The sequence below is a fragment of the Candidatus Accumulibacter cognatus genome (assembly GCF_000584975.1).
In the GTDB taxonomy this organism is placed as follows: domain Bacteria; phylum Pseudomonadota; class Gammaproteobacteria; order Burkholderiales; family Rhodocyclaceae; genus Accumulibacter; species Accumulibacter cognatus.
The window spans coordinates 94,505-119,443 of sequence record NZ_JDST02000064.1 but is presented as its reverse complement, the minus strand read 5'-3'; the positions used below and the strand labels follow the sequence as shown (position 1 = coordinate 119,443).

Below are 24,939 nucleotides of genomic sequence, written 5' to 3'. Positions count from 1 at the left end.
AGTCTATCAGCCTTGCCGTGCAAGGAATCGATTTCAGGCAGCGAATGGCCTGTGCATGGGTTCCGGGTCATGCGGGGAGATAGGCATCTTCTTCCCGGATGCTGGTCGGATCGCTTGCTCCCTGAAGGTCTGCCGCGAGCAGGCCAGGGGGTTGCGCGGGCCCGCTTGCGGTCGGGTCGGTGTCGGCGGCCGTGTCGAGGAAGCTTCTGATGGCCTCTGCAAGTCGCCACCGGTGCAAGGCCAGCGAGGCCCCGACCTGGCGACGGGCTGCAACGCGGTCGCCGATGGCGAGCGAACAGAGCGCCTGTTCGAGCAGGCGCGCCGCTTGCCCCATCGCCTGCCGGACGAGCGAAAAATCGCAGCCGCAACGCGGACAGACGGCCGCTTCGGCCAGGCGCGCCCGACACGCCGGACAGCGATCGAGCAGTTCAGACATCGAGGTAATACAGGAGGTCGGCAAGCGCATCCATCGCCACTTTCAGGTCGGCGTCCGATCCCTCGGTTTGGTTTTTGACAACTTCTATGCCATTCACCAGATCCTCGGCATCTTCCGTACCCGCCCTGGCCAGCAGTCGCTCGGCCTTTTCGATCAGGGCGCCGGCTTCGACGCGCAGGCGCCTGCGGTCGTCTGAAGGTGAAGCCTCGGTGGTAGTCGCGACGGGCTGCCTGTCGGCGCCTTCCTGCTCGCCAAACAGGCCATCGATGCGTTCCCGTGCTTCCGCCAGCTTGTCGCCGGTGAAGCGGCTGATGGCATTGTCGATGGTAATCGAATGCACCAGGCCGGTTTCCTTCTCGCGTGAAGTCACCTCCAGGATACCGTTGACATCGAGCGAAAAGGTGGTGACCAGCGGGTTGCCGGCCGGCGCATCGCGCAAGCCCTCGATGGTGAATCGCCCGATCTCGATGTTGTTCAGCGCGTCCGGGTCCTCGCCCTGGTAGACGTGGATGTCGACCTTGCTCTGACCGTCGAAAATGGTGCAGAAGCCCTCGCTCCTTGAGACCGGAATCGGTGTGTTCTTGCGAATCAGCGGCACGAAGCAGAAGGGGTACATTTGACCATTGAAATACTCGAGAGCGCTGGTACCGAAGGTGTAGGGCGTGACATCGATGAGCACCGTCGGGGCCTGGCCGCCGGCGATGACGGCTGCCTGGATGGCGGCGCCCATTGCGACACAGAGATCGGGATCGACCTCGGCGCGCGGCTGCATCCCGAGTTCCTGCTCAAGGCGGCGCTGGACGAGCGGTGTCCGCGTCGCCCCACCGACGAGCAGGATTTCGTTGATGTCGGCGACCGTCAGTCCGGCGCCACTCAAGGCGATATGCACGGCGTCGAGGGTTTCGGCGATATAGGGCTCGATCATCTCCTCGTATTCGTTGCGCGAAACTTCGACCGACAGGTGGATCGGCACTCCATCCTTCTCGAGCAGGTACTCTTCCGAGAGCGTGGCGTAAGGTTCGCTGGAAAGGATGATCTTGGCCGCTTCCGCAGCGTGCTGCAGGCGAGCCATGGCCAGCGGATGCTGTCCGACATCGATGTCGTGCCGCTCGCGCAGATGATCGGTCGCGAAGCTGATCAGTTTCTGGTCGAAATCGTCGCCACCCAGATGATTGTTGCCGTGACTGGACAGCACTTCAACGACATCGCTCTCCAGGTTAACGACCGAGACATCGAAGGTGCCACCGCCGAGGTCATAGACCAGCGCCTTGCGCGCGCCGCTGTGGCAGCTTTCATAGGCCAGCGCCGCTGCTGTCGGCTCGTTGATGATGCGTACCACCTCCAGACCGGCGATTTCGCCGGCTTCGCGCGTCGCCTGACGTTGGGCATCGGAGAAATAGGCGGGCACGGTAATTACCACCTTGCCCACGGGCTCACCCAGGTGCGCCTCGGCGATGTCCCGCAGTCGGCGCAGGATCATCGCCGAGATTTCCTGCGGGCTGTAATCCTTGCCGGCCATCTGCACCGAGGCGAACTCACCCATTCGACGCTTGATCGAACGTACGCTGCGCTCGGGGTGCAGCGCATACTGATTGCGCGCCGCCTCGCCGACCAGCAGGCTGCCGTCGTCGGCAACCCCCACCAGCGAGGGCAGAATGCGTACACCGGGTACCACCGGAATGACCTCGACACGTCCTTCACGGACGATTGCCACTTCTGAATTGGTCGTACCGAGATCGATACCGACAATGATTTCCGTCATGGGTTGGTTGCTTTCTTGCTGACAATGACTTCGGCGACACGCAACAGCTCGCCATTATGGAGAAATCCGCGCCTGACCTCGCGCAGGATGGTGCCATCCGGCACGCTTGACGAACTGCTAGCGGCCTCGACGCCGACCACCCGCATTCGTTGCGGATCGAGGATCTCGCCGAGCACTGGCAGCGGCCGCACCCGATGGCTGGCGAGCAGGTCGTCGAGGCGCTGCAGGGTCAGCCGCTGGCCCTCCGCCAGGCTCGCCGCGAAACGCGTCGGTCCGGGCACCAGACGCGTCAGAAACGACGACGGTGGCTTTCCGGCGGCGTCGACTCCGCTTTGCAGGCGATCGCGCAGGTCCAGCAGGGCCAGCAGAAATTGCCGCTCGGTCTGCCCCTGGATCGATGCTGCCTGCTCCCGTGCTCGTTCGAGATCACGCTGCAGGCGCTCGCCGTGTTGACGCAGGTCGTTGCCAAAACCTCTTAATTCATCAAGGGTATTCTTGAACTGGCGAGATTGCAGCCGCAATTCGCTCTTCAGAACGGCCATCTCGCTGAGCAGGGTGGCCAGGTCAACCGAGGTCTCTGTATCGCCGGCGGCCTGGTCATCCGGCTCACCCGCCGGTTCGCACTCGCACTGCCTGGCCGCACGCTCGAGAGCGGCGCGGAAATCGTCTACCAGACGCGCTCTTTCCTCGGGGTCGAGGACGATCACCGGCGAGTTCATTTCGCTCCCAGTAACCGCAGCAGCCGCCGTTCGGTGGGTGGCTGCGGGACAAAATCGCTGCTGACGGCGCTCAACAAATCATCGATGGTTGGCAGGGAACAGTCGAACAGCGCGTGCGCCAGCCGCCGACGATGGTTGCAGATCGCCTCATAGGCCGTGCGTACGCTCTCGAAGCGCTCGCGGTCACGTTCCGGGGGCGATTCGCGAATCGCCGCCAGGTAAGCGGCACGAATCGTCTCGTCAGCCGCCGTCAGGTCGACGCCAAGAATGCGGTAGGGGTCAATCATCGAACAGCCCTTTCTGTCGATCGTCCTGAACGCGTTGTTTTGGCGCGGTCGAGCGAGGCCTCGGCTTCGGCTCCGGCAGCCCGCCCGACGGGGAAGCGGTGAAAGAAGGCAGATCGAGGTTTGCAAGGCTTTCGGCCAGCAGTTCGATCAACATTTCGGCCAGCTTTTTCCGGTTGCCGCCGGCAGCATGCTCGAGCGGACGAAACTTGCTGTCGGGGAGGATCTCGCGGGCCATGCGGATCACTTCGTTGGGTCCCCCCATCGACATCAAAAGATTGAACACCTCCCGTGGATTCGCAGGCAAATCGTCAACTAAATCGCCGAAGTCATCGTCGTCGTCGAAGTCATCCGAATCCTCGCCACTGAAATAGCCTGGCGGCCCCATCAGATCGCGGATCCGCAGCACCGTCCGTTGGTCGCCGTCCTCCAGGGCCTTCTTCAGCGCACCTTCCAGGGCCTGTCGCTCGCGCTCCGACATCGCGAAAAAAGCACCTTGGCCGTGTTTGGCAAAGGTCGCCAGATAGACAAAAAGCGGCCGCTCGGGCCAGCGCCGCAAACCGGCATCGGCGTAGGCCTGCAGAAGTGCCCGCTCTTCCCGTCTCAACAGCGTCTCGCAGATCGAGATCCGTTCGGATTCACTGAACTCGCCAGCAGCCGCGCGTTTCAGCAGCGCCCGCAGGGTGTCGAGAACGGTCCGCAGTGCCTTCGACTCGTTGTCGCCCAGTGCGTTGATGGCGTGCATGACGGTCAGCACTTCTCGAGGCATGGGCATTCCCGACAGGTCAAGCGCTGCCCGGCGCAGTTCTCCGGCCGGCTGGCTGCCGACCCGGATGCTTTCGAGCAGAACGTGCCAGGCAGCGAGCAGCCTGCCTCCCAGTTCGCCGACGGCTTCACGCAACAGCACGGTCGCTCGCGCATCGTCGGCGCTCAGCCCGCGCAACAGCTTGCTAACGCTGCGTTCATTTGCGGTAGCGAGCCATACGTCGGCGAGGTCGAGTTCCTTGCCGGCCGCTTCCGGTCGGTGCAGCCGAATCTGTTTTCGGGCATGCGACAGGTGCGCTCGACCGATCAGCGCCCGCACCTTCGAATTGATCGGATCGAGATCGAGCAGACGTTTGGCGAGCGTCACCGCTTTCTTGAAGGCATTGCCGGCCAGTGCCGTTTCGACGGCTTCGAGCAATACTGCCGGGTCGTTGGCAAAGCGCGCCAGCGCCGTCTCGACAGACGCACGCGCTGCTTTCATATTCCGTCCCTGGCGGTGCAGGCGGATCAGCTTCAGGTGCGTGGCGCGGTCGTCCGGGTCGAGTTCCAGGCTGCGTTCGAGCCAGGAGGTGCACTCGTCATCATAGTCCGAAGCATCCTTGTCGCCGACGATCAGATCAAAGAGATGGCGAAGGATCAAGGCCGCCTGCAGCGGCGCTTCCTCCGTCGAAAACAGGCGGACAGCGTGCAACCAGTGCGATTCGCTGTGATTGATTGCACCCCGGCATTGGGCGGCGAGAGCCAGGATGCGCTCGCTCTCTGCTTCGCCCAGTGGACCAAAAGCATTCCGGTACTCAGCAAGACGTTTTTCCGCGTAAGGCAGCAGGCGGCGACAAAGCCTGGCTGCCGTTGCCGGTAGGCCGCGGCTGCGGCGCAGCAGTAGGTCGACGACCCCGGTCGGCGTCGGAGGTACGCCATTCCTGGCCAGTGCGGCCACTTCGAGCAACAGCGGGCGCCGATTCTCCGGGCAACCCTTGATTTCCAGCAACAAGTACCGGCCCTCCTCGTCGAGATCGAGCAGAGCCAACAGCCAGCCCTTGCCCGGCAGGACGCCGGCACGAACGACCGCGGCCAGTTTCTCGAAGGGGCCGTCGACAGTCACTCGGGCGATCAGGCCGGCCGCCTGGGCAGCGTCATTGCCGATTAGTAGCAGTGCCTTGAGGATGAAGCGCAGATCACGATATGGAGAGCGAAAGGGAATACCGCGCAATTGCTCGTCCAGGTCGGCCAGATCACCCCGGCAGCAGGCGGCAATGGCTGCCTGTGCTGCCGCACGATGACGGCGCAGCGGACTGTCGGCGGCGAGCTGAGCGAGGGCGCTGTCGGGCGCGGTCAGCGCCACCGCCGCCAGACGGGTTTCCAGGTCGGCGCGACGGTTGCCACGGCATCGCCTGTCGGCGTCAGCAGACGCAGTGCCGCGTCATGTGCGCCGGTACGCAGTAACCAGTCGAGGTAGGGGCCCTCGACCAGCGATTTGCCACACAGCGTGGAGCGGTTGCGCCAGATCACCAGCGCCTCCTGCAGCATGCTCTTGCTTGCCAGCTCCTTGGCCCGACCGGCGTAGCTCGCCGCCAAGCCGTCAAGCCATTCGGATCGACGTTCTTGCTTGAGCAGGTTCTTGTAGAGTTCGATCGCCTCACGATAGCGGCCCGCGTCGAGAACCTGTCTGGCATGTGCTTCGGGGGATACGGGAGTGCCCGCTGGCGCAGGACGCGACAGCGCTGGTCGATGCTTGCGCGACATGATCGAGAGACTTACCCGCAATAAATCAAACTTAGATTCTACATGAAATAATCCGCTTCCCTGTCGGTAAGAATTCGTCAGCAGCCATTCTCATATTGGCCAACCAGACCTTCTGCTTCCCCAGCGAGCGCATGGAAATCGGCAACAATTGCGAGACTTGATTTCTGAGTTTCCACCACTATTCTGTTATGGAGACATCAAAAAGCGAAGCAGGATGCTTGCTCGCTGCAAGAATGCCGCGTTTCCAGGGGGGCAACCCGTGAGTTGCACAGTTCTTGCGATGTTGAAGGTCGTTTTTCGTCGTTTGACTCACAGCTTGCCGGGTAGACCAGCCGATAAGCGTGCGGTTTGTTCCCGTCGGCGAGCGATGGGGCAGTGTGCACAAAGGAGATTGTCATGACCGAGAAGGAAAACAAATCGGAAGTGAAAGAAGAGAAGGGCGGAAAGGCTGTGGCAGTTCAGCGGGGCGCTCTCGCTCCTTTCAAGAGTTTCGAAGATCGCTTTGAGCAGATGGAACGTTTCATGGATCGCATGATGGGAGGTCTTTTCCCAGGCCGCTGGATGCGATCCTTCGAACGCGAATGGCCTGAATTTGCCGAGCTGCGGGCACCAGCGGTCGATCTGATTGATCGCGCCAATGAAATTCTGGTGCGTGCGGAATTGCCGGGCGTCAAGAAGGAGGACATTTCGATCTCGCTCACCGCGGATTCGATCACCATTCAGGCCCAGAGCAATAAGGAAGCAGAGGAAGAAAAAGGCGATTACAAGCGACGCGAGATCAGTTCGAGCGCTTTCTCCCGCTCGATATGGTTACCCGCCGAAGTCGACTCGGATGCGGCCAAAGCGGCGTTCAAGGACGGCGTCCTCGAAGTCACGCTTCCGAAGACCGCTGGAGCCAAAGGGAAAAGCGTTCCGATCGACTAGCGGAACAGGGAGCACAGGCGTTCAAGGTCGGCGTCCTGCAAACTCAACCAGCGCAGGGGCTGATGGCGGCTCTTCTTGGACAGCGCATTGAGAGCCCCCGTCAGTGTTGAATGATCAGGGGCGCTCAGTTTCAGTGATTGCGTTCGCTGGCTGGCGGCGTGCTTGCAGTCAGGTCGCGCACTTCGGCCCTGACGTCGACGGCCTCGACTTTCTTGTCCCGGCTTTCGACCTGCAGTGTCAGCGGCACCATATCGCCCTTCTTGAGAGGCTGTTTCAGGTCGATGAGCATGACGTGGTAGCCGCCGGGTCCGAGCTGCACTGGTTTGCCAGCCGGTAGCTCAAGGCGCGGGATGGCACGCATTTTCATGACGCCGCCATCCATCTTCATTTCATGGATTTCGGTGCTGCCGGCCGCCGGGCTGGCAGCACCGACCAGCACGGCTCCTGACTTGCTGGTGATGGCCATGAAGGCGCCGGTCGCCTGCTGGCCGCTGACCGTTCCGCGAACCCATGGATCCTTGATATCGACATCAGCGGCGAGCGCGGCCAGCGACGAGCAGTTGAGCAGCATCGCCAGCGTCACGACAGTAGGTGTAGTTTTCATGCCGGATTCCTTGATCGTTGAGGGAGGACGATTATAAATTCGTACCTGTGCATCTCGCTGCGACAAGATGCCGCAGTTGACCGGGTCGCTTGGCGAGAGGCGACGTCAAGGTTTGATGCTCCACCGTCCTTGCGCATCCTCGATCCACCAGCCGGAGTGGAACTGCTCCTTCCAGCGCCTGACCTGCGCCGCGCGGACGGCGGGCTCGTAGGCCTGGCCACCGTGCCCTTCGGCGATGGCGTAGATCAGCGAATTGCGGTCCGGGTTCTCGTTGTCGATGAGTTTCTCGGCGATCTGCCGTTGCGCCAGCGTCAGACGGCTGCCATCACGCATCTTGACCATGCCATCGTTAGCCAGCCCGATGATTCCTGCATCGTAGAAGCGGACCAGCCGCGATGCCCGCTGTGCGAGGCTGTGCTTGACGATGACCACCGGCGGGGTGCCGATGTCGAGGTTGATCGCTTCGCCGGGAGTGGCGGCAGCAGCCTGAAAGGAAAACAGTGCGAGGAGCAGGAGAAAGCGTGGCATGTCATGTTTCCTGGAAGATCATTTGCCGGCCAGCAACAGCTTCAGATCGGCAGCAACGTTGGCGGACGTTTCGCCGTGGCTGACGAGAAGCCGCAGCCGCCCCTGGGGATCAAAGACATAGCTGCCCGTGGAGTGGTCGATGCTGTAGCTGCCGGGTGAACTGCCTGCATGCCTGGCGTAGAAAACCTTGAAATCCCTGGCGACTGCCGCGATGGCCGTCTCGTCGCCACGCAGGCCAATGAAACTCGGATGAAACGCGCGGGCGTATTCGGCCAATACCTGCGCCGTGTCACGTGCCGGGTCGAGGGTGACGAAGATCACCTGGACGCGGCCGGCATTGTCGCCGAGACGGCCCAGCACCTCGCGCATCGATGAAAGCGTCGTCGGACAGACATCAGGGCACTGCGTGTAACCAAAGAAGACGATGACCACCTTGCCCTCGAAATCGGCCAGACGACGTGTCTGACCCTGCGGGTCGGTCAAGGTGAAGCCCTTGCCCCAGTCGGCGCCGGAAATGTCGGTCGATTTGAAGTTCGGCGGTTGCGAGCAGCCGGAAAACAGCAGGGTGATGCAGAGGATCAAGGTCGAGAGTATTTTCATGGTGGTCGCGAGCAACCTGGATGCAGGTTGGTCATTGTCGCTCATTCCGGGCTCGCTGCGGCAGACAGGCAAGATTTGCCGGCTAATTCTATTCCTTTCGGCCCCCAAGAGATGTGGCCACTGGCGCGGACTGCTGCATAATCGCTGGCAGTCGCCGTCTTCGTGAAGTATAGTCCGTAGGCTGGTTTGGCCAACAGGGCGCAACCCGACAGCCCGAGGCAAAGAATGCCGGGTTACGCAGCGCTGACCTGACCTGACGAGGATTGGCGGTAGTAAAAACAAGGGCTGAGAGGCACTTGTCGCGACCCGTCCCGGAATCAATTTTTGGAGGCGAGAGACCTATGCAGCAGGCTGACTGGTATTTCGATTTCATCTCGCCCTACGCCTATCTCGGGCTGATCCGTCTCGGTGAACTGCCGCCGGATCTCGAGATTGCCTACCGGCCGGTGCTCTTCGCCGGTTTGCTGAATCACTGGGAGCAGAAGGGACCCGCCGAGATCCCGCCCAAACGCTCGTGGACCTATCGCTCCTGTAACTGGTGGGCGGCCAGGCTTGGCATTCCGTTTTGCTTTCCGGCCGCGCATCCCTTCAATTCGCTTCCCTACCTTCGCCTGGCGATTGCTGCCGGAGGCACCGCACACGCCGTGCGCAAGATCTTCGAGGCCTTGTGGACCACCGGCGCCGATCCTTCAGACGCAGAGCAGGTCGCTGCACTGGCGCGTTCGCTGGCAGTCGATCCGGAGGAACTGTCGCGGCAGGAAATCAAGGATGCCCTGAAGATGGCAACCGAACATGCCATTGGCCGCGGCGTCTTTGGCGTGCCCACGCTGGATGTCGGTGGCGAGCTGTTTTGGGGTGCTGACGCCACCGATTTCGTGAAGGCCTTTCTTGCCGACCCCGGCATCCTGAGCACCGCCGAGATGCAGCGCCTGGCGGCCCTGCCGGTAGGCGCTGCGCGCATACCGCTCTGATTCGATCCGGGCGATTTTCAGAAACCACCATGGCCTCCTGGGGCTGCCCCCACGAAATCGATGGCAAGTGCGCCAGGCTCAATGAGCTGGTCTGCAACCCTGGAATGAAAGGCTGTGTACTCGCCGGACGCTACTTCTTTCTGAGCAGCGACGACAAGAACCGGCGTTTGCGGGAGAAGCAGGAACGGACGGGCAAGGAGGAGGGCGGCGAGCCGACGGACTGACTTGTCCGGAAGAGCCGGCTCCTTTCTGTGCCTCGTTCGAAGCCTGCCCTCCGGGAGATCAGTCGATCCGGCAGGCTTCCTCGAAACTCAGACGAGGGCCGCGCGGATGCACGGCGGCGGGATCGCCGATGCCGAGGTTGCAAAGGAAATTGGCCTGGCAGCGTCCGTCAGGAAAGAACGCGGCATTGAGCTTGCCGGCGTCGAAGCCGGACATCGGGCCGCAATCCAGACCCAGTGCACGCGCGGCGATCATCAGGTAGGCGCCCTGCAGCGTACCGTTGCGGAAAGCGGTGCTGGCGGCGAGTTCGGCATTGCGCTCGAACATCGGCTTGGCGTCGTATGCCGGGAACATCGTCGGCAGATGTTCGTAAAAACGGCTGTCGGTGGCGATGATCACCGTCGCCGGCGCCGCCAGGGTCTTGTCTAGGTTACCGGGAGAAAGTGCCGGCGCGAGCCTGGCCTTGCCTTCCGGGCTGGTGACGAAAACCAGCCGCGCCGGCTGGCAGTTCATCGAGGTCGGTCCCCACTTCATCAGGTCGTATAGGCGGCGCAGGGTCGCTTCCGGGATCGGATCGGGCGCGAACGCATTGTGCGTGCGTGCGTGGACGAATAGTTGGGCTAGGGCTTCGGCGGTTAGGGCTGGCATTGCGTTTCCTCCGGGGATAGAGAGCTGCTCATTGTGTCGAGAGGCTACCCTTGTGCGGGGTTGGGTTCCACTCTGGATCAACCTACTGCTTCAGCGCTTCGACAGCGATGCTTAGGGTGACCTCGTCGCTGACGTTGGGTGCGTACTTGCCGGCGTTGAACTCGGAGCGCTTGATCCTGGCGCTGGCGTTGGCGCCGAGCGCGTCCTTCTTGAGGATCGGGTGGGGCATCGTCTGGAAGGAACTCAGGGTCAGCGTCACCGGCCTGGTGATCCCCTTGATGGTGAGGTTCCCTTCGACGGCCACGGGCTTGTCGCCGTCGAATCTGACGGCGGTGGACTGGTAGGTGATGGTCGGGTATCTGGCGGTGTCGAAGAAGTCTTCACCCTGGAGATGCTCGTTGAACAGCGCATAACCGGTGTCGACCGACCGGGCATCGATGGCGACGTTTACCGAACCGGTCCTGGCAACGCGGTCGAAGACGATGGTCCCGGAAGTCTTGTTGAAGCGCTGGATCTGGTTCGAGTAGCCGAAATGGTTGTATTCGAATCGCGGGTAGGTGTGATTCGGGTCGACCAGATAGGTCTCCGGGGCGGCGAAGGTCGGTGCGGCAAAGAAGCTGGCGAGGGCGACGAGGCTGATCTGTTTTTTCATGGGATGACTCCTTCAGGGGGTGGACTTACTTGCGAACCGCTGACGGGGCAGCGACGATGTGAAACTTGATCTGGACTTCGTTGGCGACGGTACTGACATCTGACCAGACGCCATCGCCCACCGCAAAGTCGAGGCGTTTGAGGACAAAGGCACCGTCGAAGACGCCGTTGACGCCGTCCTGGCGAAAAGTGAAGGGTGCGGTGAGGTCCTGGCTCTTGCCCTTGATGGTCAGCTTGCCGGCGAGTTCATATTTGTCGCCGCCGAGCGGGCGGACCGCAGAGGAAACGAAAGTGGCGGTGGGAAACACTTTCACATGAAACCAGGATTTGCCGACGACCTCGTCATTGGCGTCTTGCGAAGCAGCGTCGATGCTCGCCAGGTCGAGATCCAGTCGGGCGCTGGCGGCAGTCGGCCGGGCCGGGTCGAAAGCGACGCTGACGGCGAACTTCCTGAAGCGGCCGTCGATGGGAACGCCCATCTGTTTCGACACGAAGGTCAGCGAACTTTTGTCGGCCTGAAACTGGCCATATTCGGCCGCGCCGGCATTACCGGCGAGGGCCACGGCCAGCGTGCCGAGGAGGATGCGAAAGGAAGTCATGAGTTGTCCATTCAAGATTTTCAACGATTTCTGGTGAGCAAGGGCAGCATCCGCGCGAGTACATCGTCGCGGTCGAGCAGATGATGTTTGAGAGCAGCAGCAATGTGCGCGACGACCAGTCCGGCAAGGGTGAAGTTGAGGCTGCTGTGTACCAGCTCCAGCAGTTCGCCGAGTTCCTTGTTTTTCTGCAGCAGGTCGGGCAGGGGAATGATCCCGAAATAGACCGTCTGGAAGCCCTTGGCCGAACTCATCAGCCAGCCGGAAAGTGGAATGGCGATCATCAGCAGGTAGAGCAGGTGGTGCAGTCCTTGGGCGGCGGTTTTCTGCCAGCCCGGCATGGCTGCCGGCAAGTCTGGGGGCCGGTGGCCGATACGCCAGGCAAGTCGCAGCAGGACCAGCAGGAAAGCGCTGACGCCGGCCCATTTGTGCCAGGAGTAGAGCTTCAGCTTCTGCGGCGACACCGGCAGGTCGCTCATGTAGAGGCCGAGGCTGAACAGAACGATCAGCAGCAGGGCCATCAGCCAGTGCAGGGCGATGGCGGTGTGGGTGTAGCGGGTCTCGGGCATGGCATTCTCCTTATTGGGGGCTCACAGGGGTGCGCATGGGCATCGTATTGTGTGCTGATCAGTGATGGCTGAAGAGTTCCTGCGCCAGGCAGGCGAGGGGACGCGGCGGATGCCCCACGAGCAGGGCAAAGTCATTGCTGATGCGGTCGAACTTGCCCGCCGCCACTGCAGCGTACATCCTCGTCAGTGCGTCGGCAAACCAGGGCGGCAATCCCTGCGCTACGAGTGCCTGCGCGTAGGTGTCCGTGTCGACCGGCTGGTAGCGTACGGGTTTGCCGGTAGCCCTGGCGACCGCCGCGGCCAGCTCATGGTAGTCGTGTGTTGCCTGGCCGGTCAATTCATACACGCTTCTCGCCAATGCCGGTGCCAGCGCAGCGGCGGCCGTAGCTTCCGCGAGTTCGGTACGGCTGACGAAACTGGCGCGGCCGCTTCCTGCCGGTAGCTCGAAGACACCGTTGATGAACGCGGCGGCTACGTTCATTGGCAGAAAATCGGCATACAGCGGGTTGCGCAGCGCAGTGAATTGAACACCACTGGCGGCAAGCTCGGCCTCGGTCGTCCGATGGACCACGGCGAACTCGGCCGGCGAGTCGGCGGCCACATCAATGAAACTGGTATAGAGGATGTGCCTGACGCCGGCGGCGCGGGCTGCATCGATGGCATTGCGGTGCCGGCGGATGCGGAGATCACTGGGGCCATCGGTGGAAACCAGGATCAATTTGTCGACGCCGGCGAATGCGCTGACCAGCGTTGCCGGCTGATCGAAGTCGCCGTGACGGATCTCGATGCCCCGTTGGCCGAGGTCTGCCGCCCTTGCCGGATCGCGCACACTGATGGCGATGCCGGTGGCGCTGCCGTGCCGGGCGAGCAGTTGATCGACAATGCGACGACCGAGTTGGCCGGTGGCACCGGTGACGAGGAGCATGTGTTTCTCCAGAACGGTTGCGATGGCCGAACTGTAGAACAGTCATTGAGGATGAAATAGGGGACAATCTGCAATTGTTTGTTGCGATGATCGCAACAACATGACACCGTCTGGAGAGACCATGGACCGATTCGACAGCATGCGAATTTTCCTGCGGGTCGCAGAGATCGGCAGTTTTGCCGCAGTGGCGCGGCAGATGGACGTCGCCCGCTCGGTGGTCACGCGCCAGGTGGCGGCATTGGAAGCCCACCTCGGGGTGAAACTGATCGCCCGCAGCACTCGCAGCCTGACCCTGACCTCGGCTGGCAGCGCTTATCTGGAGTCTTGCCGGGAAATCCTCGACCTCGTCGAAGCCGCCGAGAGCGGTCTGGCCGGAGAACGCCAGGAACCGCGCGGCCTGATTCGCCTCAGCGTGCCGCTGAGTTTCGGTCTGCGTCACCTGTCACCGCTGTTGATGGATTTCAGCGTCACCTACCCCGAGGTGATCACCGAAATCGACTTCACCGACCGTCGCGTCAAGCTCGTCGAGGAAGGGCTGGATCTCGCGATCCGCATCACCCAGCGCCTCGAACCGCTCGATGTCGCCCGGCGGATCGGCAGCAGCCACCTGGTGGTGGTTGCCTCGCCGGAGTATCTGCGTCGCCACGGTGAACCCGGACATCCTCGCGAGCTGGTGAAGCACGAATGCCTGATCTATCTGCCTGCCCAGCAGGAGGGCTGGCCCTTCCTGGTGGACGGGGTGACGGAAGTCTTTCCGGTACGCGGCCGCATGCGCGCCAACAACGGCGATGCCCTGCTCGACGCCGCGATCCGTGGTCTTGGCATCACCGCGCAGCCCAGCTTCCTGACCGCCGCAGTCATCGAGACCGGGTGGGTACAACCGATTCTGCGAGACTACCCGATGCCCGAGCTTGGCATCTACGCCTTGCTCGCTGGCAATCGGTACGTGCCACAGCGGGTACGGGTGCTGATTGACTACCTGGCCGAGCGGATCGGTGTCCGACCCTATTGGGAAAGCGGGTAGCACATCTGACTAGAAGGCGGTGACCCATTTGAAGAAGAACTTGTTGCCCTGAAAGCGGTTTTCGACACGGGTTTCGTGATTCCAGCTAGCGACGAAGCTCATCCCCTTGTAGTCGTACTTGACTGCCGGGCCGTAGGCGAAGACCTTGCCGCGGTTGCCGTCCGGTTGGACAGTCCGGCCATTCCGCTCGTCGTCGCTGGTCTGCGTCAGATAGTAGCCGGCCAGGCCGACGGCCCACGGCCCGAAGTGCTGAGCAAGCAGGTAGTCCATGTGAAAATCGTTACCTGACTGGTAGTGGGTATCGAGGTTCCTGGTCTTGAGGTTGTACATCAGCTTGGCAGAGGCTTCGAAACCGCCCTGATTGAGGTAGGTAAAGGCGAGGATGGGCTCGAAGCTGTAGTAGTTGGCGCCGATGCTATCGGTGGGGTTGTTCTTGCTGTACTTGCCGGTGGGCAGATAGATGTCGACGCCGACGGTCAGATGCCAGTCCGGCGGGAAATGCCAGCCGATGATCAGGGGGTCGATGACGATGTCGCCAAGGCCGAAGGCACTGCCGTTGCCGATGCCCGGAATCGGGGTGTGCAGTCGCTGGTCAACCAGCGGCACGATCGCATGCACCGCCCAGTCGCCCCCGAGAATCTTCTGCTGGGTGACATGGATGAAACGCAGGGCGTCGAAAGTGGCGCTGACCTTGAGCCCCGGCACCTTTTGACCGTTGTTGGCGCGATAGTCGCCCTGGTAGTAACCGAGATAGTTGATGAAATAATTGCCTGCTGGCGGCAGGGCGCCGACCATGAAGTTCTCGGAGCCGTTCGGGTATTGGTCGGGACCCTCCTTGGCCAGACTCAACGGGCTGGCCAGCAGGGCCGGCAGGGCCAGGAGCAGAAGTCTTTTCGCGGTATTCATCTCTGGTGTTCCCCCCTTATGGTTGTGCTCCGCGCTGGAGTGTGGCGACCAGTGACGGGTCTGGCGAAGCGAAATGCAATCATCCATTCCGGCAATGCCGGGCTCTCAAGCCTTGCCGGAGCGCGGCAGCGGCACCATGATCGCCTGCCCCGGTGGCGAACAGCCGGCGTCGCAACAGCGTCCGGGTTGACGGTTACGCGTGATCGCACGCTCTGGATCATGCAATACGCCACGGTCCAGTAGCCTTTCGACCAGCTCAACCTTGCTGCCAAGCGGGTAGTTGCGCCAGATCTCCTGTTTCATGGCGGCTGGCGAGCCTCCCCCGTGCAGGCTGATCACCGAATACCAGCCGCCCTGATACGATGCGGTCAGATCCTCGATGAAGCGGGCGACTGCGATGCGCTTGTCGTAGGGCACGTCGGGATGGGCGCGCAGCACCTCGGCGAGGGTCGCAGCGGTTGCCGGGTTGTGGTCTTCGTCGGGACCGGGCAGCGCGACGATCAGGCCGCCCGACACCTCGTGCGCCAGGCGATGCATGTCGTAGATCTGGGTGGCCAGCAGCAGCTTGCCGATGTTGGCAAACACCGCTTCGGGCATGAAGCTGCCGCTGTAGGGGTCTGGTGTCCCGTAGACGCTGGCGGCGACGCCGCAGGCGAAAAAGCCCTCGGTGATCTTGATCAGTTCGACCATCGGTTCGCGCAAGCTCGCCTGGCGACCCGGATCGAAGCCGTTGGCTTCGCACATCAGGGCGCCGGCGCCGATCAGGAGGTCGCCGAAACCGGCACGCGCGGCGATGCAGCTATGGCGGTGGTGGGTCGCGTAGTGGTAGGTCAGCGACCCGGAATGCTCCCACTCGCCGGCAAAGAAGACCCGCTCCCAGGGGACGAAGACGCGATCGAAAACGAGCACCGCGGTCGATTGCCCATAGCGCCGTGAAAACAGTGCCGCGCCGTGTTCCAGCTTCTCGCCGGGTCGTCCGGCCGGTCGGGCGACGATGGTCAGCCCCGGTGCATCGACCGGCAGCGCGCAGCAAACAGCGAAATCGGCATCGGCCGGACCCATGTTGCGGCTGGGCATGACCAGGAACTGGTGCATGTACGGTGCGCCGGTGACGATTGCCTTGGTGCCGGAGATGACGATCCCCCGCGGGTTGCGCTCGACGATGTGTACGTAGGTGTCCGGGTTTGCCTGTTGGTGCGGCCGCTTCGAGCGGTCGCCCTTGGCGTCGGTCATGGCGATTCCCAGTGACCAGTCGCTCGCCTGCACCTCTTCGAGATAGGCCTCGAAGCGCGCCCGATGCTCGCTGCCGCCGCGTGCGTCATCGATTCTGGCGCTGACCTGATGGATCGCGTTGAGTGCATCGTGGGCCAGATAGCGTTGTGCGCAACCGGTCTCCTGACAGAGGAGGCGCACCGCTTCGAGCTTGTTCAACAGGTCGCCCGCGGATTCGTTGATATGCAGCATGCGATTGACGGTCGCGCCGCTGCCGGTCTGTACGGCGGTCATCAGTGGGATTTTCTCCGGATCGAGCGCGAAATCGTAGCTGACGGCAAGCGCGTTGATTCCCGGCTGCAGTGTCGGTGCGTCGGCAACCGAAGCGATCGGTTCGCCATCGACGTAGACCTTCGGTGTGTAGCGGCGCAGCGAGTCGCGGTACTCGGCGCCGCTGATCAGTCGGCTGGATGTGAGCAGCATGCGATCTCTAGTCATTGTCATTTCTCCCTAAGTTCGGGGAAGGCTGCTGTCCCGCCAGATCATGCGCCAGAATCCGCTACCAGAAATACCAGGAAGCGCACATTTCTGTTGACAATTTGCCCTCCACAGGAATAGTAAAATTGAAGAGAAGGATACTGGATTTGTATGTCGACGACCATAGAAAGAGGCATAGGAAATGAAGGTGTCGTTTAGAAGAAGAATATTGTTTACCTTGGTGGGGAGCTTCGTTGCCATGCTGAGCACGGCAGCAGCGCTGATCTATGTTACGCAGATCGGACAGCTGAGAACCTCACTGGATGCCCAGATGCGTGGCGATGAACGGGTCTTCCTGACCCAGATTGCCAGCGATGCCGAGGGGTTGGAGCGCGCCTTGACCGCCACCACCCGCATAGACACCCTTCTGGATACCTTTGAAGCGCGCAATCGCGAGCAACTCCTGCAAAGGGCAAAGCCACTGTTCGAGGAACTAAAGGCGCAATTCAGGATTACCCACTTCTATTTCTTCGAGCCCGACGGCACCACCTTCCTGCGCGTCCACAAACCCGAACAGCACGACGACAAGAATAGCCGCAACAGTTTCAGGATGGCAGTAGCTACGGACAAGTCGGCGACAAGCCTGGATATGGGCAAGAATTTCTTTTCTCTTCGAGCGGTCCGTCCGGTCGTCCGCGACGGCAGAAAAATCGGTTACTGGGAACTCGCGCAGGAAATCGACCACGTTCTTCCGGCTACCAGAACGATCACTGGCGACGACGTCGCCGTACTGCTTGCGGATGACTATATCCAGAAAAAAGGCACCGCAATCAATGGGGAACGGCTCCCAGGTCTGACCCTTCTCGAGGCGACCAATAAGGCGCTGCTGCTTGACGTCGCTCGCCAGTTCTCTCTGTCATCCGAGGCCGCAGAGGGGACCCTGCACCTGAACGCCAGCCATGCCTTGATGGGCTTCCCATTCAAGGATGGCGCCGGTGAAACCGCCGGCATCCTGGTTTTCATTCGCGATATTCAGGCGGTGCGTAGCCAAGTACAGACGGCAATACTGCGCAATCTTCTGTTCATCACGGCCATTCTGCTGCTTGGAGGTGCGATGGTTGTACTCATCGTCCGGCACGCCGTGGCCCAGTTGGGAGGCGATCCGGCCTACGCCGTGGCGGTAACTCAGGAAATTGCAGCGGGTAATTTGTGTGTTGAGGTACACACCGACGACCAGCGCCAGGACACCCTGCTAGCCGCTGTAAACGCCATGCAGACCAGTCTGCGCGAAATAGTGGGCGAGATTCAGCACAGCGCAACCGCTCTCGCAAGGGATGCAGTGATACTCGCGGACCTGGTTCGCGACACCTCGAGAGCACTGGCCAGTGAAGCCGGATCGGCAAGATCGATCGCGGTGGCGGTCGATGAAGTGACAAACAGCATCAGCAGGGTCAATGCCAGTGCTGGCGAAGCGCTGGCGACGGCTTTGCAGTCCGGTCAACTGTCACGGGAGGGTACTCAGGTGATCAACCGCTCGGTGGCCGAGGTGTCACGAATTGCGGTAACCGTCCAGCGCTCGTCGGTGATGATTGAAGAACTGGTGCGCCAGTCCGATCGCATCTCGGCGGTGACCGCAGTGATCAAGGAGATTGCTGATCAGACCAATCTGCTGGCCCTCAATGCAGCCATCGAGGCGGCGCGTGCAGGCGAAGCGGGACGCGGATTCGCAGTGGTTGCTGACGAGGTGCGCAAGCTCGCCGAGCGTACCGGCAAGTCGACGCAAGAGATCACTAGCATCATCATGCTCGTCCAGCAAAGTACGCACGCGGCGCTAGAAACGATGCACAGCGAAGTGAAGCAGGTTGCGCAGGGGGTTGAACTGGCGAATGAAGCAAGCGCCTCGATCCGGCAGATTGAAGCCGGTACGGCGCGCGTTGCCAATGCCATTGCCGGAATTTCCGACCTCCTGGGCAAGCAAGCCACGGCCAGCGAACAAATGGCTGCTGGCGTGCAGCAGATAGTGGGAATGACCGAAAGGAACGGCGTGTCCCTGCAGAGCGTCAAGGAATCCGCCAGCCAACTCGAGGATCTCGCCGGACGCTTGCAGAATGCTGTGAAGCAGTTCCGGATCTGAGGTCAGTCGCGATGGTAACCCGGTGAGGCCAAATAATCCCTATTCGCGTGCAGCCCGGCGGCGCTCGTTATCGGTGAGCAAGCGCTTGCGGATGCGGATGCTCTTCGGCGTGATTTCGACCAGTTCATCGTCGTCGATGAACTCGACCGCCGACTCCAGGGTCAGTGCGACCGGCGGCACCAGGCGAACCGCCTCGTCGTTTCCCGAAGCACGTATGTTGGTCAGTTGCTTACCCTTGATCGGGTTGACGACCAGGTCGTTTTCACGGCTGTGGATGCCGATCACCATGCCTTCATAGAGCTTGTCACCGGGAATGGTGAACATTCGTCCGCGCTCCTGAAGTTTCCAAAGCGCATAGGCGACGGCTTCGCCTTTCTCGGCGGAGATCAGAACGCCATTGCGGCGGCCCGGAATTTCTCCCTTGACTACCGCATATTCGTCGAAGACATGGCTCATCAGGCCGGTACCGCGGGTCAGGTTGAGGAACTCACCCTGGAAACCGATCAGTCCGCGCGCCGGGATGCGATATTCGAGACGGACACGGCCCCGTCCATCCGAAGACATGTCCTGCAGTTCGCCACGGCGATAGCCAAGCGCCTCCATGACGCCTCCCTGGTGCACTTCCTCGACGTCGAGGGTGAGCAGTTCGTAGGGTTCGCAAGCCTCTCCACCGATCTCCTTGATGATTACTTTAGGACGCCCGACCGCGAGTTCGTAACCCTCGCGACGCATGGTTTCAAGGAGGATCGTCAGATGCAACTCGCCCCGGCCAGAGACCAGGAAGCTGTCGGTGTCGGCGGTTTCCTCGACGCGTAGCGCCATGTTGGTCAGCAGTTCCTTGCGCAGGCGTTCGCCGATCTGGCGACTGGTGACGAATTTGCCCTCGGTGCCGGCGTAAGGCGAGTTGTTGACCATGAAGGTCATGTTCAGCGTCGGCTCGTCGATGCGCAGCATGGGCAGTGCTTCGGGCTTCTCGGTATCAGTGATCGTGCAGCCGATCGAGAGATCGTCGATTCCCGTCACCAATACGATGTCGCCAGCAATCGCTTCATCGAGCGGCACCCGTTCGAGACCGCGGAAACCGAATACCTGGCCGACCTTGGCAGTCTTTGGCGGGCCATGTTCGAACCTGCCCTGGTCGTCAGGCTGTCCATACATCACGATGACCTGCTGCGCCGGTTTCAGACGCCCACGTTGCAGGCGGCCAATCCCGATGCGTCCTACATAGCTCGAGTAATCGAGGGCGGAAATCTGAAGTTGCAGTGGCCCGTCGATCTCGTCGGCATGAGGCGGCGAAACATGCTTGAGAATGGTTTCGAACATCGGCCGCATGTCGGGCGATGGCTTCGACAGATCCAGTGTCGCGTAGCCATTGAGGGCGGACGCGTAGATCACCGGGAAATCGAGCTGATCGTCGTTGGCGCCGAGTTTGTCGAAAAGGTCGAAGGTGTGGTCAATCACCCAGTCAGGCCGCGCACCATCGCGGTCGATCTTGTTGACCACCACGATCGGTTTCAAACCGAGGGCCAATGCTTTTTTGGTGACGAATCGGGTCTGCGGCATTGGTCCTTCGACGGCATCGACCAGCAGCAGGACACCATCGACCATCGACAGGACCCGTTCAACCTCGCCGCCAAAGTCGGCGTGTCCCGGCGTATCGATAATGTTGATATGTACGCCCGCATAGTCGACCGCCAGATTCTTGGCCAGGATAGTAATGCCCCGTTCCTTTTCGAGGTCGTTCGAGTCCATCATCCTCTCGGTGATCTGCTGATGGGCCGAGAAGCTGCCGGCCTGAACCAGCAGCTTGTCCACCAGGGTGGTCTTGCCATGGTCTACGTGGGCGATGATGGCGATATTGCGGACGGCGCGGGACATGAGGTTAAGCCTTTGAAGAAGGGGCGCTATTCTAGCACGGGCGGGCGCTGCCTGTTGCGCCGCGGGAACAGCGGAACAGCCAGCAATTCTCATTTTGGCAATGGTGGCCTTCTGTTCTCCTACCGAGCACCTGCAATAGAGCCAGATTCAGGTATTGGACTCCACTCATGGCCGGCAGAAAGGCACTTACCGGCGAACTCGCTCCATTGCTTGAGTCAGAATGAGAATTGCTGGAAACGGCGGCAGCAGCGCCATCAGCTTGCCGCCTGGGCCGATTTGCATGCGCATGCAATCGGTGGTGCTAACGGTCATGACTTTTCCAGGAACCCCCGATCATCAAGGTCATGACCGTTGCCTTCCCTTGCAGCCGAAATCGCTTGATGAGGCACTGGTGGCTTGGCGGCCTGAGCAGTCATGCTGCGACGCAACAAATAGCTTGACAAGTGCTCATTAACAGTTAGAATCCAGTCTTCGCTGCGCTGCAGCAATTGACCTCAGGTGATGCGAACCCGCCGGGGCAATATTTCGCAACCTCAAGGAGCATGGTATGTACAATCCGATAGAGAAATTCACCAGCGCCACCACTTTTGATGCGCTCATGACAGTGGTCAATACCGCACTGGACTGCGTCGGCCAGTTGGCCGCATTGAATCTGCAGACGGCACGGGCTGTCGCCGAGCGCGGTCACGAAAACCTCAACACCCTCAGCTCGGTCAGGGATCTGTCGGGCCTGCTGGCCCTGCGGCAACCAATGGCCATGGCCGCCGTCGAGCAGTCGATAGCCTACTCGCGGCGTGTATACGAAATCTGCAACGAGTCGTCGAATGTCTTTGCCAATGTCTACGAAGGCCAGGTCGGTGGCCTCGGCCGCGGTCTGGTGGAGACGCTCGCCAAGAGTCGCCAGAATCTTTCACCGGTTGTCGACTTCGCGGTCGGGACTGCGAAATCGCTGCTCTCGAAGGCAGGCCAGAACGATGGCAGATACGTCAAATTGCTGACGCAGGACTCGGCAGCTATTGGTCAGGCGGCAGCAGTCAAACTGATCAAATCCTGCTGATCCAGTCATCAGCATCATTCCACGTGTGCCGCTTCCGTAAAACCCGGTGCAGGGCACCGGGTTTTTTTCGCAGCACGACGACTTTCTCAGGGATCGTCGAGTCCGTGGGCGGGCACAAGACGACAGCGAAGCGCTTGTCAGCAAGATTGCTATGCTGTAAAAACGGGCAGAACACTGGAAGGAATTGCCAGAACTGAATCTGCGGCGCAAACTGCCATACCTTTCCAGTTCGCGAAGGCATTTTTTGGGGATAGTCAGATGACCGAAACGATTGTTGCTTACCTGAGAGCCAATGCGGAGCAACTTGATGTGGATATGGCCGAGGCGCTCAATATCCCGATCGTCGAGTTACGCGAGCAGATTGCCCGGCTCGCTGCATCGGGAGACGTAATCTGTTGCAGGGTAACTCGCTTCATCGATGGCCGGAAGATCGAGGGTATCAGTTGTCGCCTCTCGTGCGATCCGCCGACGCCGGCGCGCGGGCGCAAACCGGGCGTAAAAAAGGACGACGATTCGGAGGTAAACCTGTTTTAAGCGGGCGCACGCGGCCGTCCACGTGCTGTTGTGCCATGCTATATCCACCACCTTCGGTCAGGCGAGAGTTCACGCGACGCCCGTACCCGGCATGACGCTGCCGCCGGGTCATCTGAGCAGATGCAGCTTGAAATGGCCCTTTATGAACTCCTGGAATTTTACGACGCCTTTCAAGGCGATTTGCAGCCTGCCGAACTCCATCATGTTCAACCGCTCGAGCTGAATGTAGTTGTCGGGCGTGCGCCCTTCGCTCAGAGCTTCCACCTGCCCGCGCAGGCGCATCAAGACCAGAAAGTCGAAGCTCTCGGCAATGGTGGCCACCATTTTCTTGTTGACCACCTTGTCCCTGAGCAGTGCTTCCAGGCGTTGATGGGTGCTGCCCTCCAGCTTGCCGGCCTGAATCGCGAGCGCCTTGACGCCCTCGGACAGCGCAAAGATGCCGGCTTTCTTGATCTCCAGCATGCCCGAGTGCTCCCCGTCCTTCTCACCCTTGATCTTGCCAAACCAGCCGATCGGGGGGGCAAAGCGCAGTGTGTTCTCGACCATGCGCATCAGGAACAATTCGTTTCGCTGCACGTGCTTGTAGACCTGCGCCTTGAGTTGCTCCTCAAAGGAGGGGTCGCCGTAGATGGTGCGAATGTCGACAAAAGTGCCACAACTGAGGACGTGGTTCGGAGTGGGCGCCTGTAACCAGCGGTCGAGTTGATCGCTCCACTTGCCGAGGCTGCGTCGCCACTCCTTGTTGTTGGCCATGATCCCGCCCGTGCAGGGGGGAATGCCGATAGCAATCAGCGAATCGATCAGTACCTGCGAGAAATCTTCAATCTTCCGGATCTCGCCAGGCCCGAGTTCATCACCATAGATGATGGCATTGTCCTGATCGGTGAGTAAGGTCTGTTCACCGCGCCCCTCACTACCGAGCACGACAAAGGCAAAACGTTCCGGCAGGTCGGAGAAGCGATCCTGGCGAATGAGGGCAATCAGGCGCAGGAGAATCTGGTCGTTAAGATGGGCAATCATGCGCACCACGTCGCGCGTCTTGGTGCCGCTGCCGCTGAGATGAAGGACCAGGTCCTGGATTCTCGTGTAAACCGTTTTCAGTTCTTCGAGGTCTCGGGCATTCTCGATGTCGAGTACCAGTTGATGCGGGGAGTGCGATTGCAGGCGGATGATGTCACTGTCGGTGATGATCCCCGAGAGCTTGCCCTGGCCGTCGACGACCACCAGACGATGGATCCGCTCGCGTGACATCCGATACAGGGCTTCGTAGAGCAGATCGTTCTCGCCAATCACCGACAATGGGCGGTTCATGATCGCCCGGACAGCGAGCGTAGACGGATCGGTGCCCGCAGCGACAACCTTGTTGCGCAGGTCACGGTCGGTCATGATGCCGCTTGGCAGATGGTTTTCACAGACCACGACGCTGGAGATGTTCTTCTCCCGCATGGTTCCGACCACATCGACCAGTGCATCATCCGGTTCGCAGGTGACCACGATGCGCTGGCAGAAATCCTTTACCGGGCGAAAATACTGACCTTCTTCAGCCATCGGTCGCTGCTCCTTGTGTCTTCTGGTTCATCTGGCGCACACGTCGGGATGGTTGTCGCAAACCGGCCAAGCGACCAAAATTCTGTAATTCTAGCATTCGCGGGCAGGGTGAGCGATGCCTGGCGCGATATCGCCTCAGGAGCCGGGTGGTCTACTCGCGGATCGGCCCGAACTCGATCGGCACCCAGGCGTAGCCTTTCCTTTCGCTGCGGACGTGGCCAATGCCGGGGAAGGGCAGGTGCATGCCGGCGACCAGCACCTTTTCCTTGGCCGTTCGAGCGAACATTGCCTTGCGCGTGGCGATTGCCTGTTTCTTGTTGACATCGAACTCGATGACGACTTCGGGACGCGAGAACTGTACCGAGTGACTATGTACAAGGTCGCCCCAGATCAGCAGTTGCTGACCGTTCGAGGCAACCAGGTAGGCGCTGTGCCCGGGAGTATGGCCGGGAGCGGCGACGTCCTGTGCCATCTTGAAGAAGGGCTGTGCATCCTGTGGTGCCTTGGCGGCAACCTCGCTGCTCAACCAGAAGTCATTGTCGGCCTTGGCCGACCAGATCTCGGCGTTGGCGAAGGCCGGTTTGCCCTCGGGAGTGACGAGTCCATTGACGTGGTCGCCGTGCAGGTGGGTGATCAGCACCGCATCGACCTGTGCCGGATCGTAGCCGGCGGCCTTGAGGTTATCGATAAGGTAGCCGAGTGAGGGGCCAAACTTCTTGGCAGCACCGGTATCGACGAGCACGAGCTGCTGGCCGGTGTTGATCAGGTAGGCGTTGACCGCGGTCTGCATCTGCGGGCCCTTGACGAAGAGGCGTGCCAACAGGCTCCGGATCTCCTGTTCGCTGGCGTTCTTCAGCAGCTTGCTGTCGAGATCTATGTATCCATCATACAGCGCGGTGATCTCGAAAGCGCCGACCATCGCCCGGTAGTAGCCAGGCACCTGGGTCTTCTGCAGCGCTGACGCCGCGCCTGCAAGGTTGGAGCTGAAGAGCAGCAGGGCGGCGATGAGCGCGGCAAGAAGCGAGGCGAAACCGGCGCGCTGACTGCCGTGGCCCGGCACGAGACAAACTGGAACTGACATCGAATTCTCCATGGATGACGAAGGTATGGCCCAATAGCCATCGCGTTGCGCCCAAGGGTGCGGGCACCCCTGGAGACCGGGTACCGGTCCGCTCGCGCCCTTGGGCGCCGTGGGTTTCCCCGGCGCCGTCTGGTGCTTCCT

Annotated in this window: 27 protein-coding genes; 7 read left to right on the top strand and 20 right to left on the bottom strand. The window is 61.0% G+C overall.

All coding sequences use genetic code 11. The annotated features are described in order from the left end of the window. Nucleotides 1–67 precede the first annotated feature (67 nt). The 6 genes from AW06_RS12905 to AW06_RS12880 are packed head-to-tail and all read right to left on the bottom strand — an operon-like array spanning nt 68 to nt 5,709. Nucleotides 68–436 (bottom strand): hypothetical protein, encoded by a 369-nt coding sequence (locus AW06_RS12905; RefSeq protein ID WP_034950669.1) that lies wholly within the window; start codon nt 434–436, stop codon nt 68–70. Continuing rightward, nucleotides 429–2,198, bottom strand: coding sequence for an Hsp70 family protein (locus tag AW06_RS12900; protein WP_034950665.1), 1,770 nt, complete (start codon nt 2,196–2,198; stop codon nt 429–431). The genes AW06_RS12905 and AW06_RS12900 overlap by 8 nt, the downstream gene beginning before the upstream one ends. After that, complete coding sequence (gene grpE, locus AW06_RS12895) at nt 2,195–2,917, bottom strand: nucleotide exchange factor GrpE (protein ID WP_034950663.1); 723 nt, start codon at nt 2,915–2,917, stop codon at nt 2,195–2,197. The genes AW06_RS12900 and grpE overlap by 4 nt, the downstream gene beginning before the upstream one ends. Continuing rightward, a complete protein-coding gene (locus AW06_RS12890; RefSeq protein ID WP_273704661.1) occupies nt 2,914–3,204 on the bottom strand; it encodes a DnaJ domain-containing protein in 291 nt (96 codons plus the stop codon). The genes grpE and AW06_RS12890 overlap by 4 nt, the downstream gene beginning before the upstream one ends. Further along, nucleotides 3,197–5,308: a hypothetical protein gene (locus AW06_RS12885; protein ID WP_034950662.1), complete on the bottom strand. Its 2,112-nt coding sequence runs from the start codon at nt 5,306–5,308 to the stop codon at nt 3,197–3,199. The genes AW06_RS12890 and AW06_RS12885 overlap by 8 nt, the downstream gene beginning before the upstream one ends. Beyond that, a complete protein-coding gene (locus AW06_RS12880) occupies nt 5,299–5,709 on the bottom strand; it encodes a hypothetical protein (RefSeq protein ID WP_034950660.1) in 411 nt (136 codons plus the stop codon). Before AW06_RS12880 ends, AW06_RS12885 begins: the two co-directional genes overlap by 10 nt. A gap of 396 nt (nt 5,710–6,105) precedes the next feature. Here AW06_RS12880 and AW06_RS12875 point away from each other — a divergent pair, with 396 nt between their 5' ends. Next, on the top strand, nt 6,106–6,633 hold the full coding sequence (locus tag AW06_RS12875) for an Hsp20/alpha crystallin family protein (RefSeq protein ID WP_034950658.1): 528 nt from the start codon (nt 6,106–6,108) through the stop codon (nt 6,631–6,633). Between the two features lie 130 nt (nt 6,634–6,763). Here AW06_RS12875 and AW06_RS12870 read toward each other — a convergent pair whose 3' ends face one another. The 3 genes from AW06_RS12870 to AW06_RS12860 form a co-directional block, all read right to left on the bottom strand. Beyond that, nucleotides 6,764–7,237 (bottom strand): copper chaperone PCu(A)C, encoded by a 474-nt coding sequence (locus AW06_RS12870; RefSeq protein WP_034950656.1) that lies wholly within the window; start codon nt 7,235–7,237, stop codon nt 6,764–6,766. Between the two features lie 105 nt (nt 7,238–7,342). Beyond that, nucleotides 7,343–7,765: a DUF1318 domain-containing protein gene (locus AW06_RS12865; protein WP_138678839.1), complete on the bottom strand. Its 423-nt coding sequence runs from the start codon at nt 7,763–7,765 to the stop codon at nt 7,343–7,345. A gap of 18 nt (nt 7,766–7,783) precedes the next feature. Next, nucleotides 7,784–8,365 carry an SCO family protein gene (locus tag AW06_RS12860; RefSeq protein WP_034950732.1) on the bottom strand — a complete coding sequence of 194 codons (582 nt, stop codon included), beginning with the start codon at nt 8,363–8,365 and terminating at the stop codon, nt 7,784–7,786. A 341-nt stretch (nt 8,366–8,706) separates the two neighbouring features. Between AW06_RS12860 and AW06_RS12855 the strand changes: the two genes are divergently transcribed. Then, entirely contained in the window at nt 8,707–9,336 is a 630-nt protein-coding gene (locus AW06_RS12855) for a 2-hydroxychromene-2-carboxylate isomerase (protein WP_034950653.1), read from the top strand. Between the two features lie 29 nt (nt 9,337–9,365). After that, nucleotides 9,366–9,560, top strand: a complete 195-nt coding sequence (locus AW06_RS12850) for a hypothetical protein (protein WP_034950650.1) — start codon at nt 9,366–9,368, stop codon at nt 9,558–9,560. Nucleotides 9,561–9,618: 58 nt separating this feature from the next. Here the strand turns inward: AW06_RS12850 and AW06_RS12845 are convergent, their stop codons facing one another. The 5 genes from AW06_RS12845 to AW06_RS12825 all read right to left on the bottom strand — a co-directional run bounded on the left by AW06_RS12845 (nt 9,619) and on the right by AW06_RS12825 (nt 12,947). Further along, entirely contained in the window at nt 9,619–10,206 is a 588-nt protein-coding gene (locus tag AW06_RS12845) for a malonic semialdehyde reductase (protein ID WP_034950649.1), read from the bottom strand. 82 nt (nt 10,207–10,288) lie between these two features. Beyond that, entirely contained in the window at nt 10,289–10,858 is a 570-nt protein-coding gene (locus AW06_RS12840) for a YceI family protein (protein ID WP_034950647.1), read from the bottom strand. A gap of 25 nt (nt 10,859–10,883) precedes the next feature. Further along, on the bottom strand, nt 10,884–11,456 hold the full coding sequence (locus AW06_RS12835; RefSeq protein WP_034950645.1) for a YceI family protein: 573 nt from the start codon (nt 11,454–11,456) through the stop codon (nt 10,884–10,886). Between the two features lie 20 nt (nt 11,457–11,476). Further along, a complete protein-coding gene (locus tag AW06_RS12830; protein WP_034950643.1) occupies nt 11,477–12,022 on the bottom strand; it encodes a cytochrome b in 546 nt (181 codons plus the stop codon). 58 nt (nt 12,023–12,080) lie between these two features. Beyond that, nucleotides 12,081–12,947 (bottom strand): SDR family oxidoreductase, encoded by an 867-nt coding sequence (locus AW06_RS12825; protein ID WP_034950641.1) that lies wholly within the window; start codon nt 12,945–12,947, stop codon nt 12,081–12,083. A gap of 121 nt (nt 12,948–13,068) precedes the next feature. On the opposite strand from AW06_RS12825, the gene AW06_RS12820 reads away from it, so the two are divergent. Next, nucleotides 13,069–13,971 (top strand): LysR family transcriptional regulator, encoded by a 903-nt coding sequence (locus AW06_RS12820; protein ID WP_034950639.1) that lies wholly within the window; start codon nt 13,069–13,071, stop codon nt 13,969–13,971. 9 nt (nt 13,972–13,980) lie between these two features. On the opposite strand, the gene AW06_RS12815 is transcribed toward AW06_RS12820, so the two are convergent. Continuing rightward, nucleotides 13,981–14,877: a transporter gene (locus AW06_RS12815; RefSeq protein ID WP_034950637.1), complete on the bottom strand. Its 897-nt coding sequence runs from the start codon at nt 14,875–14,877 to the stop codon at nt 13,981–13,983. Nucleotides 14,878–14,982: 105 nt separating this feature from the next. Beyond that, nucleotides 14,983–16,587, bottom strand: a complete 1,605-nt coding sequence (locus tag AW06_RS12810) for a 4-hydroxyphenylacetate 3-hydroxylase N-terminal domain-containing protein (protein WP_246149027.1) — start codon at nt 16,585–16,587, stop codon at nt 14,983–14,985. A gap of 238 nt (nt 16,588–16,825) precedes the next feature. On the opposite strand from AW06_RS12810, the gene AW06_RS20585 reads away from it, so the two are divergent. Next, a complete protein-coding gene (locus tag AW06_RS20585) occupies nt 16,826–18,700 on the top strand; it encodes a methyl-accepting chemotaxis protein (protein ID WP_273704660.1) in 1,875 nt (624 codons plus the stop codon). Nucleotides 18,701–18,739: 39 nt separating this feature from the next. Here AW06_RS20585 and typA read toward each other — a convergent pair whose 3' ends face one another. Further along, a complete protein-coding gene (typA, locus tag AW06_RS12800) occupies nt 18,740–20,578 on the bottom strand; it encodes a translational GTPase TypA (protein ID WP_034950633.1) in 1,839 nt (612 codons plus the stop codon). Between the two features lie 186 nt (nt 20,579–20,764). Further along, nucleotides 20,765–20,890 (bottom strand): hypothetical protein, encoded by a 126-nt coding sequence (locus AW06_RS20580; RefSeq protein ID WP_273704659.1) that lies wholly within the window; start codon nt 20,888–20,890, stop codon nt 20,765–20,767. Nucleotides 20,891–21,125: 235 nt separating this feature from the next. On the opposite strand from AW06_RS20580, the gene AW06_RS12795 reads away from it, so the two are divergent. Beyond that, a complete protein-coding gene (locus AW06_RS12795) occupies nt 21,126–21,635 on the top strand; it encodes a phasin family protein (RefSeq protein ID WP_034950630.1) in 510 nt (169 codons plus the stop codon). A 258-nt stretch (nt 21,636–21,893) separates the two neighbouring features. After that, complete coding sequence (locus AW06_RS12790) at nt 21,894–22,169, top strand: hypothetical protein (RefSeq protein WP_034925084.1); 276 nt, start codon at nt 21,894–21,896, stop codon at nt 22,167–22,169. 108 nt (nt 22,170–22,277) lie between these two features. On the opposite strand, the gene AW06_RS12785 is transcribed toward AW06_RS12790, so the two are convergent. Continuing rightward, complete coding sequence (locus AW06_RS12785) at nt 22,278–23,717, bottom strand: DUF294 nucleotidyltransferase-like domain-containing protein (protein ID WP_034950627.1); 1,440 nt, start codon at nt 23,715–23,717, stop codon at nt 22,278–22,280. 151 nt (nt 23,718–23,868) lie between these two features. Continuing rightward, entirely contained in the window at nt 23,869–24,798 is a 930-nt protein-coding gene (locus tag AW06_RS12780; protein ID WP_273704658.1) for an MBL fold metallo-hydrolase, read from the bottom strand. Nucleotides 24,799–24,939: the final 141 nt, after the last annotated feature.

Excerpts from the sequence above, each read along its gene's own strand:
- AW06_RS12820 (WP_034950639.1), top strand. The coding sequence starts at position 13,069 with ATGGACCGATTCGACAGCATGCGAATTTTCCTGCGGGTCGCAGAGATC.
- AW06_RS20580 (WP_273704659.1), bottom strand. The coding sequence starts at position 20,890 with ATGACCGTTAGCACCACCGATTGCATGCGCATGCAAATCGGCCCAGGC.
- AW06_RS12875 (WP_034950658.1), top strand. The coding sequence starts at position 6,106 with ATGACCGAGAAGGAAAACAAATCGGAAGTGAAAGAAGAGAAGGGCGGA.
- AW06_RS12870 (WP_034950656.1), bottom strand. The coding sequence starts at position 7,237 with ATGAAAACTACACCTACTGTCGTGACGCTGGCGATGCTGCTCAACTGC.
- AW06_RS12785 (WP_034950627.1), bottom strand. The coding sequence starts at position 23,717 with ATGGCTGAAGAAGGTCAGTATTTTCGCCCGGTAAAGGATTTCTGCCAG.
- AW06_RS12810 (WP_246149027.1), bottom strand. The coding sequence starts at position 16,587 with ATGACTAGAGATCGCATGCTGCTCACATCCAGCCGACTGATCAGCGGC.
- grpE (WP_034950663.1), bottom strand. The coding sequence starts at position 2,917 with ATGAACTCGCCGGTGATCGTCCTCGACCCCGAGGAAAGAGCGCGTCTG.
- AW06_RS12790 (WP_034925084.1), top strand. The coding sequence starts at position 21,894 with ATGACCGAAACGATTGTTGCTTACCTGAGAGCCAATGCGGAGCAACTT.
- AW06_RS12840 (WP_034950647.1), bottom strand. The coding sequence starts at position 10,858 with ATGAAAAAACAGATCAGCCTCGTCGCCCTCGCCAGCTTCTTTGCCGCA.
- AW06_RS12865 (WP_138678839.1), bottom strand. The coding sequence starts at position 7,765 with ATGCCACGCTTTCTCCTGCTCCTCGCACTGTTTTCCTTTCAGGCTGCT.
- AW06_RS12850 (WP_034950650.1), top strand. The coding sequence starts at position 9,366 with ATGGCCTCCTGGGGCTGCCCCCACGAAATCGATGGCAAGTGCGCCAGG.
- AW06_RS12830 (WP_034950643.1), bottom strand. The coding sequence starts at position 12,022 with ATGCCCGAGACCCGCTACACCCACACCGCCATCGCCCTGCACTGGCTG.
- AW06_RS12880 (WP_034950660.1), bottom strand. The coding sequence starts at position 5,709 with ATGTCGCGCAAGCATCGACCAGCGCTGTCGCGTCCTGCGCCAGCGGGC.
- AW06_RS12845 (WP_034950649.1), bottom strand. The coding sequence starts at position 10,206 with ATGCCAGCCCTAACCGCCGAAGCCCTAGCCCAACTATTCGTCCACGCA.
- AW06_RS12905 (WP_034950669.1), bottom strand. The coding sequence starts at position 436 with ATGTCTGAACTGCTCGATCGCTGTCCGGCGTGTCGGGCGCGCCTGGCC.
- AW06_RS12855 (WP_034950653.1), top strand. The coding sequence starts at position 8,707 with ATGCAGCAGGCTGACTGGTATTTCGATTTCATCTCGCCCTACGCCTAT.
- AW06_RS12780 (WP_273704658.1), bottom strand. The coding sequence starts at position 24,798 with ATGTCAGTTCCAGTTTGTCTCGTGCCGGGCCACGGCAGTCAGCGCGCC.
- AW06_RS12825 (WP_034950641.1), bottom strand. The coding sequence starts at position 12,947 with ATGCTCCTCGTCACCGGTGCCACCGGCCAACTCGGTCGTCGCATTGTC.
- AW06_RS12835 (WP_034950645.1), bottom strand. The coding sequence starts at position 11,456 with ATGACTTCCTTTCGCATCCTCCTCGGCACGCTGGCCGTGGCCCTCGCC.
- AW06_RS12795 (WP_034950630.1), top strand. The coding sequence starts at position 21,126 with ATGTACAATCCGATAGAGAAATTCACCAGCGCCACCACTTTTGATGCG.
- AW06_RS12860 (WP_034950732.1), bottom strand. The coding sequence starts at position 8,365 with ATGAAAATACTCTCGACCTTGATCCTCTGCATCACCCTGCTGTTTTCC.
- AW06_RS12900 (WP_034950665.1), bottom strand. The coding sequence starts at position 2,198 with ATGACGGAAATCATTGTCGGTATCGATCTCGGTACGACCAATTCAGAA.
- AW06_RS20585 (WP_273704660.1), top strand. The coding sequence starts at position 16,826 with ATGCTGAGCACGGCAGCAGCGCTGATCTATGTTACGCAGATCGGACAG.
- typA (WP_034950633.1), bottom strand. The coding sequence starts at position 20,578 with ATGTCCCGCGCCGTCCGCAATATCGCCATCATCGCCCACGTAGACCAT.
- AW06_RS12815 (WP_034950637.1), bottom strand. The coding sequence starts at position 14,877 with ATGAATACCGCGAAAAGACTTCTGCTCCTGGCCCTGCCGGCCCTGCTG.
- AW06_RS12890 (WP_273704661.1), bottom strand. The coding sequence starts at position 3,204 with ATGATTGACCCCTACCGCATTCTTGGCGTCGACCTGACGGCGGCTGAC.